We start from the raw sequence: 14461 nt of genomic DNA, 5'->3' as shown, positions 1-14461 counted from the left end.
TTGCCGCGGGAACCAGCATCGTGTCCTAATTCATATCGTGGGCGGTCCTGCGGGTCCCGCGCAGCATGAAGGCCGCAGGTCGGCTGGACTCGGGAGGTCCACCGGCCTGCGGCCTTCGATTTTCCAGCGCACGCGCCGCCGGTTACGCGACCTTGTCGTACGCGTCCAGGTGGTGCCCGCTCTCCTGAGCCTCCCAGCCCAGCATCGCCAAGCCGACAGTCTTCGGAATGGGCCGCTCGCCGCTGCGGTAGTACGCCAGCATGCGGCGGCTGATTCCAAGCGCGTCGGCGGCGGTGTCCAAGGACAGACCGTGGTGGTGCATCCATGCAACTACCTGCTGATGCGAGTACTCGCCGGTCTGCTCGATTGCCATGGCCCGCAGGTTGTCGCTGGCCAAGGTCAGATCGTCGTCATCGGCGAAGATGACGCCTCGATTCCATTCATCAGGAGCGACGGCGCGGAAGACAACTGGGTCGGCAAGCCTCGCAAGCGAGGGATGCTTGGTGATCACCTCGCTGAGGTCGACAACGGCATCGAAGCCGTCACCGAACTGCAGGCCGAGGCGACCCGGTGCCAGGGCCGCGACGTTTCGGATCACAAATTGCGGCTGGTTCATGGGTTCAACTCCTGCCACTTGGCGTTGAGGGTTGGAATGTTCGCCCCAGCCCATGCGAGGGCTTCGGCCAGCTCGCGGGGCTTGATCGAACCGGACAGCACGGAAAGGGTATCGATCACGATCAGGGCTTCACGGCCATCGCGCATCCTTACGTGGAAGTGCGGCGGCTGGTGATCAGCGGCGTACATCGTGATGGTGCAGTTCGGTAGGCGGCTGATCGTCGGCATGGGCACAGTATAGTGCAACCATTGCACCGGTGCAACCATTGCACCTGATAGAAAGACAGGGGGCGACCCGATGCTGGCAGGCATCGGGCCGCCACCGCAGACGCGCGTATGAACCGCGTGCCATTGGCCAGGCCCTGCTGCTCTCCGGAGAGCGCGGCAAGTCTGGCCGAACGCAGTTTCATAGGCTGAGAATTGAAGACGAGAACCATGTTTCCATGGCCTGGTGGGAAGACCAGGCTTGCGGCGCACATATTGCCGCTGATCCACGCCCGACCCCATACCTGCTATGTCGAGGCCTTCGCGGGCAGCGCAGCCATCCTGTTCCAGCGCGAGCCGGCCAAGGTGGAGGTGCTCAACGACACCCACGGCGAGCTGGTGCGGCTGTACCGCGTAGTGGCCAACCACCTTGACGAGTTCGTGCGGCACTTCCGATGGTCGCTGACCAGCCGGGAGATGTTCCGGTGGGCACAGCTGCAGAACGTGGAGACACTGACCGACATCCAGCGCGCCGCGCGGTTCTACTACCTGCAGAAGCTGAGCTTCGGGGGTAGGGTGCAGGGGCAGACGCTGGGGGTAGGGCCGACATCCACAAAGCGGATAAACCTGCTTCGGCTGGAGCAAGACCTGAGTGACGCCCACCTGCGGTTGCAGGGTGTGGTGGTCGAGCAGCTGCCATGGCAGCGGTGCATCGAGAAATACGACCGGGCCGAGACCGTGTTCCTTTTGGACCCGCCGTACTGGGACACCATGGGTTACGGAAACGACTTCCCCATAGAGCAGTACCAGCAGCTGGCCGAGGTGATGGCGGGCCTGAAGGGCAGGGCGATCCTCACCATCAACGACCACCCGGCGATGCGCGCGCTGTTCGATCGCTTTCAGTGCATCAGCGTGCCCATCCGCTACACGGTTGGCGGCGGCGCCGGTGCGGCACGGACCGAACTGATCTACACCACCTGACCGGGCTACGTGCCCGGTATACCTTTTGCCCGCCTCCAGACCGGATCAACCATCGCGCCCAGCCGGCCGCGAGGCGGGCACCTATCCCGGGATCACCATGGCACGCATCACCTCCCAACACGCAGGCGGCGCAAACGTCGTCGCATTCCTGGACATGCTGGCCTGGTCCGAGGGGACCAGCACCAGCCCGGCGACGAAGGACGATGGCTACGATGTGATCGTGACCGGTTCGGATCGGAAGCCGGAAATTTTCACCGACTACTCCGTGCACCCGTTCTCGCGCGACCGCAAGTCGAAGGTGATCAACGGCAAGGGCCTGACGTCGAATGCGTCCGGGCGCTACCAGTTCATGCTGAAGGACTATGCGCACTACCGGGCGCAGCTGCAGCTCCCGGATTTCGGGCCTATTTCGCAGGACCGTTGGGCAATCCAGTTGATTCGTGAGCGCCGCGCGCTGCCCCTGATCCAAACTGGGCGAATCCCCCAGGCGATTGCCGCCGTCCGCAACATCTGGGCCAGCCTGCCCGGCGCCGGGTATGGCCAGTTTGAGCACAAGCTCGACAGCCTGCTGGCGGCATACCGCAAGGCCGGCGGGACACTGGTGTCGTGACCGAGCCCGTGAGCACCATGAAAATCGCTGTAGGGACCTTCACCGCGGCAGTTGTGGCACCTGCCACGGCTGATGCATTGCGTGAAGCTGAGCGCATCATCCTGGGCGTGCCCCAATCGGTACTGCTGGTCGCGATGGCCGGCGCCCTCATTGGTGTGTTGCTGCTGCCGGAGAAAGACGCCGAGCGGGTGGCCGCAGATGCTGGCCGGCGCCGGGGGCACCGCTTGCTGCAGACCGTGGCGCGCTGGCTGGCGCTGGGCGTGGCAGTGGTCGCCTACGCCATCGTGGCCGCATGGGTCATCGCAGTCGCAGCATCCATTTTTACGTCCCTCGCCGGGGCGCCGCAGCTTCCGCTTGCAGGTCTTTCCGGGGTCATGATTCGCCGGCTGTTGCCTGGCTACGTGCGCCTGGTGGAGAAGGCCACGGGCACCATCGGAGGTGAAAAGCCATGAGCGGCCTGATTCGATTGTCGACAGCGCTGTGGGGCCTGATCGTTGACGCGCTCACCGAGGCGGTGGTCTGGCTGCGCAAGCCTGGTAGCAAGATCAAGGTGGTGTGCGCGGTGCTGGCCTTCGGGTTCATGGTGGCCGGGCTCTCCGCGTATGAGAAGGAACAGCGGATTCAGGACCTGAGCGCGCAGGTGGTGAAGGTACGCGCGGACTGGAAAGCCGATACCGCGCGCCTGCAGTCCGATGTCGAGGAACGCGATACGCGTCTCGCCGAGGTGGCGGTGACGCTCCGGGCCGAAGCGCAGAAGCTGGAAGCCATGAAGGCCGAAAGCGCCGCTGCCCTGAACGGGTTGGCCGTCAAGATCGAGGCGGCCGAGAAGGATGCCACCACCTGGCGCGAGCGATACCAGCAGCGGCCTGACAGCTGCAAAGCCGCGCTCGAGCTGCTCGACTCGGCCTGCCCGGCTCTGAAGGGATACTGACATGCGCCTCTTCGCTATCGCTGCGGCGTCTCTGCTGGCAGGTTGCCAGTCAGCCGCCCACAAACAGAACCCACCAGCGCCCGCCGTAATCAACGTGCCTGTGGCCACCTATGTGCCCATCGACCCCGCGCTGCGGAAGCGCTGCAGCTGGGAGCGAGAGGGTAAGCCCTCCGCCGTGTTCGAGGTCAGCAACGGCCGAAAGCGCTGCCTGCTGCAATACGAGGCCCAGCTCGATGGCATCGACGGCACACAGGGCAAGCCGGTTCCGGACGGCAGGGAATGAGGTGCGATGCCACGCCCCGGGCCGGTGAGCTGGTGCTCTACACGCTGAGCCAGGACGACGCGGTCTACGTCAATGCTCGGCGTGTCGCGCCTGCCGACGTGCAGGACCAGGTGCTCGAGGCGCGCTGGCCCGTCGGCGCACAGGCGCACGTGGGTACTACCGCCCGTGATGGCATGGTGCAGCCGGCCCTCGTGGTGGGTGTGCATGCGGACGGCACGGTGAACCTGCAGGTCTTCCTCGATGGCACCGACGTGCTCTGGGCACGCGGCAAGCGCGCAGCATCGGCGGAACCAGGCGCCCATCCGGGGCGTTGGCACCGAAATGACGATATCCACAAGATATCCACAGAAACCTGAACGGGCGGGGGCCCCTGGGCGCTCCCCGGTCAACCGGGGGGAATTCGGACCCCGGTAATTGAGCGTTTTTCGGCCTCTAGGGTGCTCCACCACAGGCCAGTGATTTCCGCCGCTTTTCAGGGGAAAAGAGGGCTTTTAGCGACAGACGAGCTGCGCATCGGGTAGGACATGGCCGACATTCGAGACTTCACCCAAGGCTGGTCAGTCGCCCGCCTGGCGGACGAGTTCGGCATGGATCGGCGCACCGCAGCCAAGCGGTTGCGCGAAGCCGGCGTGCCGCCCGCAGCGAAGCGGAATGGCAACGATGTGTACCGTCTGGCTGATGCGGCGCCGGCACTGGTGCAGGTGCAGGCCGGGGCTGTCGGCGCTGACGGCGTGGTCGACCCGCGCGATCTGCCGCCGATGGAGCGCCGCGCCTTCTACCAATCGGAGAACGAGCGCCTGAAGGTCGAGACGACGACAGGCCAGCTGGTGCCGGCGGCGGAGGTCGAGGCTGATTACGCCGCGCTGGTGAAGAAGGTCGTGCAGTTCTTCGACACGCTGCCGGACGTGCTGGAGCGCAAAGCCGGGCTCAGGCCTGAGCAGGTGGTAAAGGTGCAGGACGAATGCGATCGCGTCCGTCAGTCGATGTTCGAGGCAATCACTGATGACGTACGCGACAGCGCGTGAGGTACGGCTGGGCGTAGCGGAGATGATCCGGCCACCCAGGCGCATCAATGTGAGCGAAGGCGCTAAGGCCCTGCACGTCGCCAACGCAAGCGGCGCCGCAGGTGCGTGGGACCCGACCGTGTCGCCGTACATGGTCGAGCCGTTGAACATGACCGGCAGCCGTCAGTACGAGGCGGTGGTGTTCGTGGGCCCGGCTCGATCCGGGAAGACGATATCGCTGATCGACGCACGGCTGGCGTACCTGATCACCTGCAACCCGGCCGACACCATGGTCGTGCAGATGTCCAAGGACGCGGCCGAGGACTACAGCAAGACGCGCATCGCCCGCGGCATCGCCGCCAGTCCTGAACTGCGGAAGCGGCTCAGTCCTCGCGCCCACGACGACAACATTCTGCTGAAGTTCTTTCGGTCGGGCATGTCGCTGCGAATGGGGTGGCCCTCGATATCGGTGCTGTCGGGCAAGGACATCCACGACGTCCTGATGACGGACGTGGACAACTACACCGGTGACCTGGGCATTGACGAGTGCTTCGGCCTGGCGCTGAAACGAACGCAGACGTTTATGTCGGCCGGCATGGTGGTCGCTGAGTCCAGCCCGGCTACGGATTACACCGACGGGGCTTGGAAGCCGGCGCACGCTCACCAGGGCCCGCCCGCGGCCGGTATCGCCGCCTTGTACGCACGCGGCGACCGGCGCCGATGGTACTGGCCGTGCCCGGAATGCGGTGAGCGATTCATCGCCACGCCGGGGTACGAGGGCTTCGCGCTGCCGCCGATGGAAGAGCTGCTCGAGCGGGTACAGGTCGACGACATCCAGCAGATGGCGCGCCGGTACTCGCTGCTGCACTGCCCGCGGTGCGGTGTTGGTCTGGAACATCGCTGGAAAGACGATATGAACCAGGCCGGCGTGTGGGCAGCCGAAGGCCAGATCGTCTACCCAGACGGCACAGTGGTAGGAGAGGCGCTGGATACACGCATCGCGAGCTACTGGCTTGGAGGTGTGGCGGCTGCCTACCAGTCGTGGGAATCGCTGATAGAGCGCTACCTGCAGGCGTTGCGCACGTTCGCGACGACAGGCGAGGAGCGCCCGCTCAAGACCACGCACAACGTCGATGGTGCAATCAACTACGTCCCGATGGCGGCGCGCTCTTCCAGCGATCCCAACGAGATGAGCGATCGCGCGGAGGGTTGGCCGGCCAACACCGTACCGGCCGGTGTTCGCTTCCTGATCGCGACGGTCGACGTGCAGGCAAACCGGTTCGTGGTGCTCGTCTTGGGCTACGGCGTAGGCGAGAACGGAGACCTTGAGCGCTGGGTGGTTGACTCCTTCACGCTGCGTACGTCCAAGCGTGAGGACGGATCGGGTGGCTTCTTGCCACTGGACCCGCCCAAGTACCTGGAGGACTGGGAGCGGCTAGTAGAGAAGGTGATCGGCCGCCGATACCCGCTGAACGATGAAACGGGCCGCACGATGCCGGTGCGTGCGGTCGGCATCGACTGGGGCGGCAAATCAGGGACGTCGATTCGCGCGCTGGAATTCTGGCGTTCGTTGAAGGCGCGGCAGCTGCATGCACGGGTCCGGTTGGTGAAGGGCGACGCCAACCGCAGCGGCGCACTGTTCCGCGAAACCTACCCCGATAGCCGCAAACGCAAGGACCGCAAATCCGGGTCTGCCGGTGACGTTCCACAGCTGTTGCTCAACGTCGATCGGCTGAAAGACACCGTTGACGCCAACATCAAGCGGGCAGAACCCGGTCCGGGCTACTACCACTTCCCCGATTGGCTGCCCGAAGCATTCTTCGCGGAACTGACCGCCGAGACGCGAACGCCAAACGGCTGGAAGAACCTCGCTGGACGCCGCAACGAAGCATTCGACCTCACCGGCTACGCCGAAGGTCTGGCCCTTTGGCTCAAGGTCCCGGCCATCCGGTGGGACGCGCCGCCGCTATGGGCGGCGGATTGGGACAACAACCCTGATGTGGTCGTCGGCGATGCCGGCGCGGCCTTTGCGCCGCGCGCGCGCCCGCGTCGCGTCATCCGCAGTAAGTACTTGGGACGCTGATATGGCATTCACGAAAGAGCAGGTGGCAACCCTGGAGGCGGCGATCGCATCCGGTGTGCTGACTGTGCGATACGCCGACCGCACGGTCACCTACCAGAGCCTCGATGCCATGAGGCGCGTGCTCCGGCAGATGCGTGGCGAGGTGTCGGCCGTCACCGGAGCAAAGCCCCGTCGACGCACCATCCGTCTCTTCCAATCGGGGACCGGCAATGTCTGACGCTGCCGAGGGAACTTACCGTGCAGCCGGCAACGGCCGTCGCCTGCGCATGTTCCGCCCCATGTCCTTGGGCCCGAATGCGGCGCTTCTCGGCCTCCCAACCCTGCTGGCGCGGGCACGGCACCTGGCCCGCAACGACCCATGGATGGTCAGTGCCCTCAACAAGAGCGTGTCCAACGGCATTGCCACGGGAATTCAGGCAAAGGCGATCTGGGGCGCTCCGGAATTCAAGGCACGAGCGGCGAGCCTGTGGAAGCGCTGGAGCAAGTACAGCGATGCCGACGGCGTGCTGGACTGGGGCGGTTTGCAGGCGTTGGCCTGGAGGGAATGGAAGGAGGCGGGCGAGGTCTTCGCACGCATTCGCTACCGTCGGGCAGAGGATGGCCTGCCCGTTCCCATGCAGGTCCAGTTGATCGAGTCGGAACAATGCCCGCAGTACTTCAACAGCGTGGCGAGCAACGGCAACGCCATCCGCCACGGAATCGAGTTTGACCGCATCGGTCGCCGAGTTGCCTACTGGATGTTCCGAGAGCACCCGGGTGATGCACAGGTAGCAGTGGATGGAAACGAACTTGTGCGCGTGCCGGCGGAGCAGGTGATTCACCTCTACCGGCCCAGCCGCGCCGGCGCCATGCGAGGCGTGCCCAGTTCGGCCGCTACCCTGCTACGGATGTTCAACCTGGACAGGTTGGACGATGCGGTACTCGAGCGGCAGGCCATCGCCAACCTGTTCGCTGGCTTCTACACGGTGCCCGAGTCCCCCGACGGGGACGGTGACACGCATATGGTCGGCGACCTGCAGAGCGGCGAGGATGCCGACGGCACGCCGTTGGGCGGCCTGGAACCGGCGACCATGCAGGAATTGCCGCCAGGCTATGACGTGAAGTTCGCCGAGCCGCCGAGCGCGGGCTCGGACTACGCAGAATTTCTGCGCGGCCACCTGATGGCGATCGCGGCTGGCCAGGACGTGCCGTATGAGGTGCTCACCGGGGACCTGAGAGGGGTATCCGACCGCGCGCTGCGCCTCATCCTCAACGAGTTCCGGCGGGTCATCGAGCAGGACCAGTGGTTGTTCATGATCCCGATGTTTTGCCAGCGAATTCGCGACGCCTGGTTTGACCAGGCCGTGCTGGTGGGCGCCCTGAACGTGCCCGGCTACGCCGAGCTGCGCGATGACGTCACCGAGACCCTGTGGGTGCCCGAGGGCTGGCCTTGGAGCCATCCCGTGCAGGACGTGGGTGCCGAATCCAAGGCCGTTCGTGCCGGTTTCAAGTCCCGTACGAAGGTGGTCCTGGGCGCTGGCGAAGACCCCGAGCAGGTCGACGCTGAGATCGCTGCCGACAACGATCGTGCCGACAGCTTGGGTCTGACGTTCGACAGCGATCCTCGGCGCACCAACTCCAGCGGTACTGGCCAGTCCAGCAACAAGTCTCCCGGCGCCGGAAACGACGCCACCGATGAAGGAAATGATGATGACCAATAAGCCTGGGCTGTTGAGTCGGCTGTTCGGCCGCAGCAAGCACCCTGTCGTGGCCTCGCTCGCTACTGCCGCGCTCAACCAGCCCCTGCTGGTACATCCGGCGATGGGTGAGGCGTTGATTGGCGCCTACTTGGAAGGGGCCGTGACCAGCGCAGACACCGAGCTGCGCACCGACGTGATCGCCGCTGAGAACATCGCAGTGCTGAACATCACGGGTGGCCTGGTCAACCGGCCGATGCCCGGTCCCAGTGGTGGTGGTCCGGTGAGCTACGCAGCGGTACGCGAGAAGCTGGACGAGCTGCTCGAGGACGACAGTGTCGGCGCCATCGTGCTGCGCATCGAGTCGCCGGGCGGCATGGCGTCTGGCTGCTTTGACCTGGTGGATCGCATCTACCAGGCACGTGGCCGCAAACCCCTGCATGCGCTCATCGACGATTACGCGTACTCGGCGGCATATGCCATCGCCAGCGCCTGCGATGTGATCTGGGTGAGCCGTACCGGCGGCGCTGGGTCCGTCGGCGTGGTCGCGTACCACCACGATTGGAGCAAGGGCAACGAGCAAATCGGGGTCAAGGTCACCCCCATCTACGCGGGTGCCAGGAAGGTCGACTTCAACCCGAATTTTGCGCTGACGGATGAAGCGAAGGCGGAGGCCCAGGCAGACGTGGAGCTGCTCCACGACCTGTTTGTCAAGACGGTAGCGCGCAACCTCGGCCTGGGCGAAGAAGCTGTGCGAGCGACCGAAGCCGCCACCTACCGCGGGCAGTTGGCGGTCGATGCAGGCCTTGCAAGCCGCCTCGGCACCTGGGACGAGCTGGTGGCCGAGCTTGGCCATCGCGACGTGCCGGCGCCCGTAGAGCACGCCAGAGCAGCCGACGATGCTGCAGCAGAGCCGGAAGCCACGGCCCAGGTCATGGTTACCGCCGACGGGTTCAAGGTGGTCGCCGGCAATGGGCAGACCCTTCTGGAGCAGCTCGCGCATGAGCCGTCGCCGACGCCGGATGCTTCCCACGCGGATGCGCCGCCGGCGGCTACCGCCGAAACGCTTGCAACTGCTGTTGCCGCCAGCGCGCTGCCTGCGGGGATCGGCCTGGCACTGATCCAGCGCGGCCCGCAGCAAGGTGAGGACGTGGCTGCGGCCTTGGGATATGCCACTGCGGTGCGCGACGCATGCGCCGCGGCGATGACCGGCGGCGAAAGCCTGGCGGGCAACTACATCAAATCGAACACCGATCTGGCTGCGGTGCGTGCCCAGCTGATCGCCCTGAAAGCGGAAGAAGGGCGCACCACGCAGATCGTGACCACTCTCCCGGCGCCGGACGCCGAGAAACGCGCCGCCGCTGTGAAGGCGTCGCTCAATCCCACCACCATCTACAAAATGCGAGGCAACTGATGGAAATCAACCGCGATGGCGTCCGCAACGCCCAATTTCTGCTTTCCGAGGCTGCCGGCGAACGCAGCCGGGAGCTGATCCACATTCCCGCCGGCCAGGGCATTCTCGCCGCGGGCACCCTGCTGAAAGCCGACAACACGAAGGCTGGTAGCGGCGCTGATGCCGTCAAGGTGCTGTATGGCCAGGTCGACACCGGGAGCGATCCGGACAGCCTGGCCGTCAAGGGCGCGGCGGTCGCTCGCGACGCCGAGGTGCACGGCGAGCTGCTGGGTTGGGCCCCGGGCACCGGCAGTGATCAGCGCCTGCTGGCTGCTGCCAGCCTGGCCGAGTCGGGCATCATTGTGCGCTGGACCTCGCGTCCGATCAGCTCGAACAGCGCCCACCACCTGGTGTTCGTCGATGTGCCGCTGAATGCCGCGGCAGGTGAGCCCGCCGGTGAAGTTGTTGCCCACATCACCGATGTCTTCGGTGCATTGGTGACCGGCAGCTCGGCAAGCGTGAGCCTGGCCAAGGCGACGGGCGCAGGCGCCCTGAGCGGCGGCGGCGCCAAGGCCGCAGTCAACGGCGTGGTCACCTGGGATGCCGTCGAGTTCAGCGCGGCCGGAACGTACACCCTGACCGCTACTTCCGCCGGCCTGGTCGCCGCGACCAGCGATGAGATCGTCATCACCGCCTGACCGCCTCCGGTCGTCGTTACACCTCCAGCCCCGCCAAGTGCGGGGCTTTCTATTTCCGCATGAGGAAGACACACATGGATCTGCAGACCCTTCTGGCCCTGGGCGTGCTGAGCTTCGATTCGCTCAACGCCCACATCAACAACCTGCCGCGCGTCCCGACCCGTATCGCCGAACTCGGCCTGTTCAAGGAACAGGGCCTGGTCGGTACCGACATCGTCAAGATCGGCATCAACGGCACCAAACTGGTACTGGTGCCCAACGTGCCGCGCGGCGCGCCGGCTCAGCCCAAGTCGCTGGAGCGCGGCAAGGTCAAGCTCTTCCAGACCGCCCACCTGCCGCAGCGCTCGACCATCATGGCCGACACCCTGCTCAACGTGTTCTCTCCGGAGACGGACCCGGAAGGGCAGAACGTGGCCAGCGTGATCAACGCGCACCAGCTCACCCACCGCCGTGACCTGGATTACACCATCGAGTATCACCGCATGGGCGCGCTCAGCGGCAAGGTCCTGGACGCCGATGGCTCGGTCATGTGGGACCTGTACAAGGAGTTCAATGTTCAGCAGATCGTGCTGGGTATGTCTCTGACCACGGCGAGCACCAAGGTCCGCGGCAAGGTTCTGACCATCAAGCGGGCGATCGAGAAGGAACTCGGCCAGGTGCCCCACAACGGCATCCACGTCTTCTGCAGCCCCGAGTTCTTCGAGGCGCTGATCGACCACGACAACGTGGTCGCCGCCTACGCACGTTGGCAGGATGGCGAAGCGCTGCGCGACGACCCCCGCCGTGGCTTCACCTTCGGTGGCGTCACCTTCGAAGAGGTGGTCGGCGGCCAGGTGGCCACCGAGGAAGAAGACCGTCCCTTCATCCCGGCCGGTGAGGCACTGGCCTTCCCGCTGGACGTGCCGGACATGTTCATCACCCGCTTTGCGCCGGCGGATTACATGGAGACGGTGAAGGGTGTCGGCCTGCCGTACTACAGCAAGACCGAGCCGCTGCGGATGAACAAGGGCCTCGACCTGGAAAGCCAGTCCAACCCGCTGAACATCAACACGCGACCGCGCGCCGTCATCCGGCTGAAGGCCACTGGCGGCGGCAACGCCGGCGGCTGATCAACCGGCCCGGTCTGCATCTGCAGGCCGGGCTCCCGGGGAAGCCATGAGCCAGCTCAAGATCGAGGTCGACGCCGACAAGGCGCTCGACCGCCAGTTGACGGACCTCGAGAAAAGCCAGCTGCCCTACGCGGCCATGCAGGCCGCCAACGCTGTGGCGTTCGAGGTCCGGGAGCGGTGGAAACGCACCGCGCCCAAGGTGTTCGACCGACCAGCGCCGCTGACGGTGAATGCGGCGATGTACCGCAAGGCGACCAAGAAGGACCCCTTTGCGGAGGTCTACATCCGCGACGAGGCGTTCAAGGGCACGCCGCCGGCGAAGTACCTACTGCCTGAAGTCGAAGGTGGCCAGCGCCGCAAAAAGGGTTTCGAGCGGCTGTTGCAGTCGCGAGGCCTGATATCGGCGAAGCAATACGCAGTCATGGGGAGAGGGGCCACGCCAGACGTCTACGGCAACGTTCCCGCCGGCCAGGTCAACCGCATCCTGTCCCAGCTGGGGGCCCAGCGGGACCACTACCAGAATCAATCCGAAGCCAGCACCAAGCGCCGGCGCTCCAAGAAGCGCCGCGGTGGCGAGTATTTCGTCATCACGAAGCGCCGCGGAAAGCTGCGCCCAGGCATCTACGAGCGACTGAACACGGGCTTCGGCTCCGGTGTCCGGTCGATCTTCATTTTCACCGATGCGCCCAAGTACAAGCCGCGCTACGACATCTTCGGCATGGCCAGCGACACCTGGCAGAAGCTGATGCCGTTCTTCCTGCAGCGCGAGCTGGAAAAGGCCATGCAAACGGCCAGACCCCTGCCATGAGCCAGAAGTGGACACTGCAAAACATGGACGCGCTGATGTTCGCCGCGTTCGCCGGCGCCGGCATTGCCGACGCCGCCACCTACGAGAACCCTTCGGGCCAGCCGGTGCCCTGTACCGCACTGCTGGACGAGGGCGTGCAGGACTATGGAGACGACGATGCACCGGTGTCGGCACCCTACGATCGCGTGACGCTACAGCTGCGCGAGGTAGAGCCCCGGATCGGCGGCATCGTGCGCATCACCGGCACCGGTGCGCGCCTGAAGCTGGAGAAGCGCTTGCGCGGTGACGCGTCGTCCCAACAGTGGGTGGTGCTGCATGTCTAGCCCGCGCGCGAGGCTCCTGGCCGCCTTTGGCGATTGCCTGGACCGCATCAGCACGAACAACGGATATCTCACCGACGCCGGCACCAGCTGGACCACCGAGCCGCAGCAGGTCGACGCAGCTGCCACGGCAGTGCTGACGGCAGTGATCGACAAGCAGCAGCGCGCCACCGACGCGGCGCTGGTGCGCACCCACCGGCTGACGACCGTTGCGGTGATCGGCAAGGTGCCGGCGAGCCTGGAGAACTACCAACAGCGGCTCGACGATCTGGTCACCGACATCGAAGCGGCGATGGACGAGCAGCAGCAGGCCTTTCCGAGTGGCCTCCAGTACCCCGTGTACGTCGCCATGGAACCGCTGAGCCCGGACCCGGGCGCCGGCTGGATGGGCGTTGCGGTCACCTACCAGTCCCACATCCCGAAAAAGTAATCCCGCCGCCCACGCGGCATCACCGACGAGGAACGCCAACATGGCAGAAGAATTCAGCTACTTGGGCAGCGGCATCATCCTGATCCGCGAATGGAACACCGGCGCGCCGTTCGACGAGGTCGGCAACTGCTCCGCATTCAGCGTGTCGCCCAAGACCAACACGATCGAGCTGGCCGACAACCAGAACCCGGGCGGTGGCATCGCCAACCGCGTGGATCGGGTGACCGGCTACGACGTTGCCTACACCTTCCACGACTTCAACAAGGACAACTTTGCCCGCACCACGCGCGGCGTGGCAACGACTGTAGCCGCAGGCGCTGTGCCCGACGAGGCGGTGCGCACCAGTAAGGGGCGTTTCGTCCCGTTGAAGTTCCCGGCCATCGAAATTACCAGCGTGAAGCTGGCGTCCGCCCCCGCCACTACCTATGAAAAGGACAAGGACTACGTGTTGCGTCGGGGCATGCTGTTCATCCCGGCTGATTCCGCGATCACCGATCCGGGCAACGGCTCTGCCGCCGCCAACGTCGTCGTTGCTTATAAGCACGGTGAGCTGGGTCAGGTTGAAGCTGGCGTCCGCCCGCAGCGCTTCTATGAAATGCAGTTCATCGGGACCAACGAAGCGCGCGGTGGCAAGCAGGTGCGCCTGGTCGCCCACAAGGTGAGCGGCGGCATGATCGAGCAGCTGGGCCTGCTGGGCGACCAGTTCGGCGCGGGCTCCGTTACCGGTGCGCTGGTGAAGGACGCCGATAAGGCCACCACCGACGACAAGTCGGCCTACTTCTTCTGGCAGCAGGAGAACTGATCGTCATGGAAGCACTGCAGACGATCACACCCCTGCGGCGCAGCGTCCCGTTCCGCGGCGAGGTGCTCGTGGTGGGGCCGCTGCGGCTGGAGCAGCTCGCGCCCTTCATCACCGCCTCTCGCCCGATTATCGGGCGGGTGGTGCTCGCCTCCGGCCTGATGGGCCAGGCAGCGCCGGTCGAGGTGGGCGCGATGATTCTTGACCTGTTCGAGCAGGACGCCTTGGCGTTCGCACAGGCCTTGGCTGTGGTCACCGGCAAGGAGCCGGACTGGCTTGCCGCCGGCGAGCTGGACGAGGTGGCCACGCTGGTTGAGGCCGTGGTGGCGCTGAACAAGGATTTTTTCGTCCGCCGCCTGCCCGCGCTGCTGGCGGCGGCCAGGCCGGCGACCACGGCACCCACGTCGCCGCCGGAAGCCGAAGCGCAACAGCAGGATGGGACGACCTCGTCCAGTACCTCGTCGCCCGAGGGCACAACCGACGCGACGTCCTGACGTACACGCTGGCCCAGCTCCGG

At 65.5% G+C, this 14461-nt stretch carries 20 protein-coding genes; 18 read left to right on the top strand and 2 right to left on the bottom strand.

The features are described from left to right. Nucleotides 1-142: 142 nt before the first annotated feature. Both ABE424_RS13015 and ABE424_RS13010 read right to left on the bottom strand, forming a co-directional pair. Nucleotides 143-616 carry a hypothetical protein gene (locus tag ABE424_RS13015; RefSeq protein ID WP_346491524.1) on the bottom strand — a complete coding sequence of 158 codons (474 nt, stop codon included), beginning with the start codon at nucleotides 614-616 and terminating at the stop codon, nucleotides 143-145. Beyond that, complete coding sequence (locus ABE424_RS13010; RefSeq protein ID WP_346491525.1) at nucleotides 613-843, bottom strand: DUF4160 domain-containing protein; 231 nt, start codon at nucleotides 841-843, stop codon at nucleotides 613-615. The genes ABE424_RS13015 and ABE424_RS13010 overlap by 4 nt, the downstream gene beginning before the upstream one ends. A 207-nt stretch (nucleotides 844-1050) precedes the next feature. Here ABE424_RS13010 and ABE424_RS13005 point away from each other — a divergent pair, with 207 nt between their 5' ends. From ABE424_RS13005 to ABE424_RS12920, 18 genes are all read left to right on the top strand, one after another. Then, nucleotides 1051-1800, top strand: a complete 750-nt coding sequence (locus ABE424_RS13005) for a DNA adenine methylase (RefSeq protein WP_346491526.1) — start codon at nucleotides 1051-1053, stop codon at nucleotides 1798-1800. 97 nt (nucleotides 1801-1897) lie between these two features. Then, nucleotides 1898-2410: a glycoside hydrolase family 104 protein gene (locus tag ABE424_RS13000; protein WP_346491527.1), complete on the top strand. Its 513-nt coding sequence runs from the start codon at nucleotides 1898-1900 to the stop codon at nucleotides 2408-2410. Nucleotides 2411-2427: 17 nt separating this feature from the next. Next, entirely contained in the window at nucleotides 2428-2862 is a 435-nt protein-coding gene (locus ABE424_RS12995) for a hypothetical protein (RefSeq protein WP_346491528.1), read from the top strand. After that, nucleotides 2859-3341, top strand: coding sequence for a hypothetical protein (locus tag ABE424_RS12990; RefSeq protein ID WP_346491529.1), 483 nt, complete (start codon nucleotides 2859-2861; stop codon nucleotides 3339-3341). The genes ABE424_RS12995 and ABE424_RS12990 overlap by 4 nt, the downstream gene beginning before the upstream one ends. Nucleotide 3342: 1 nt before the next feature. Further along, entirely contained in the window at nucleotides 3343-3624 is a 282-nt protein-coding gene (locus tag ABE424_RS12985; protein ID WP_346491530.1) for a hypothetical protein, read from the top strand. Between the two features lie 32 nt (nucleotides 3625-3656). Beyond that, a complete protein-coding gene (locus ABE424_RS12980; protein WP_346491531.1) occupies nucleotides 3657-3980 on the top strand; it encodes a hypothetical protein in 324 nt (107 codons plus the stop codon). Nucleotides 3981-4148: 168 nt separating this feature from the next. Continuing rightward, nucleotides 4149-4649, top strand: a complete 501-nt coding sequence (locus tag ABE424_RS12975; protein ID WP_256775430.1) for a DUF1441 family protein — start codon at nucleotides 4149-4151, stop codon at nucleotides 4647-4649. After that, nucleotides 4627-6711 (top strand): terminase gpA endonuclease subunit, encoded by a 2085-nt coding sequence (locus ABE424_RS12970; RefSeq protein WP_346491532.1) that lies wholly within the window; start codon nucleotides 4627-4629, stop codon nucleotides 6709-6711. Before ABE424_RS12975 ends, ABE424_RS12970 begins: the two co-directional genes overlap by 23 nt. A gap of 1 nt (nucleotide 6712) precedes the next feature. After that, on the top strand, nucleotides 6713-6928 hold the full coding sequence (locus ABE424_RS12965) for a hypothetical protein (RefSeq protein ID WP_256775428.1): 216 nt from the start codon (nucleotides 6713-6715) through the stop codon (nucleotides 6926-6928). Next, nucleotides 6921-8411: a phage portal protein gene (locus tag ABE424_RS12960; RefSeq protein WP_346491533.1), complete on the top strand. Its 1491-nt coding sequence runs from the start codon at nucleotides 6921-6923 to the stop codon at nucleotides 8409-8411. Before ABE424_RS12965 ends, ABE424_RS12960 begins: the two co-directional genes overlap by 8 nt. Then, entirely contained in the window at nucleotides 8401-9801 is a 1401-nt protein-coding gene (locus tag ABE424_RS12955) for a S49 family peptidase (protein WP_346491534.1), read from the top strand. Before ABE424_RS12960 ends, ABE424_RS12955 begins: the two co-directional genes overlap by 11 nt. Next, entirely contained in the window at nucleotides 9801-10478 is a 678-nt protein-coding gene (locus ABE424_RS12950; protein ID WP_346491535.1) for a head decoration protein, read from the top strand. The genes ABE424_RS12955 and ABE424_RS12950 overlap by 1 nt, the downstream gene beginning before the upstream one ends. A 74-nt stretch (nucleotides 10479-10552) precedes the next feature. Then, complete coding sequence (locus ABE424_RS12945) at nucleotides 10553-11587, top strand: major capsid protein (protein ID WP_256775424.1); 1035 nt, start codon at nucleotides 10553-10555, stop codon at nucleotides 11585-11587. A 46-nt stretch (nucleotides 11588-11633) separates the two neighbouring features. Continuing rightward, the gene (locus ABE424_RS12940) at nucleotides 11634-12395 is read left to right on the top strand and encodes a hypothetical protein (RefSeq protein WP_346491536.1); all 762 of its coding nucleotides are present in this window, start codon (nucleotides 11634-11636) and stop codon (nucleotides 12393-12395) included. Next, entirely contained in the window at nucleotides 12392-12718 is a 327-nt protein-coding gene (locus tag ABE424_RS12935; RefSeq protein WP_346491537.1) for a hypothetical protein, read from the top strand. Before ABE424_RS12940 ends, ABE424_RS12935 begins: the two co-directional genes overlap by 4 nt. Then, nucleotides 12711-13145: a hypothetical protein gene (locus tag ABE424_RS12930; protein ID WP_346491538.1), complete on the top strand. Its 435-nt coding sequence runs from the start codon at nucleotides 12711-12713 to the stop codon at nucleotides 13143-13145. Before ABE424_RS12935 ends, ABE424_RS12930 begins: the two co-directional genes overlap by 8 nt. 40 nt (nucleotides 13146-13185) lie before the next feature. After that, a complete protein-coding gene (locus ABE424_RS12925) occupies nucleotides 13186-13947 on the top strand; it encodes a hypothetical protein (RefSeq protein ID WP_346491539.1) in 762 nt (253 codons plus the stop codon). Between the two features lie 5 nt (nucleotides 13948-13952). After that, nucleotides 13953-14438, top strand: coding sequence for a hypothetical protein (locus tag ABE424_RS12920; protein WP_346491540.1), 486 nt, complete (start codon nucleotides 13953-13955; stop codon nucleotides 14436-14438). Nucleotides 14439-14461 lie beyond the last annotated feature (23 nt).

Origin of the sequence: Stenotrophomonas sp. TWI1149, from assembly GCF_039673155.1 — a bacterium.
Taxonomy (GTDB): domain Bacteria; phylum Pseudomonadota; class Gammaproteobacteria; order Xanthomonadales; family Xanthomonadaceae; genus Stenotrophomonas; species Stenotrophomonas maltophilia_AA.
The sequence above is the reverse complement of the archived record's forward strand: the minus strand, read 5'-3'. Positions and strand labels throughout refer to the sequence as shown.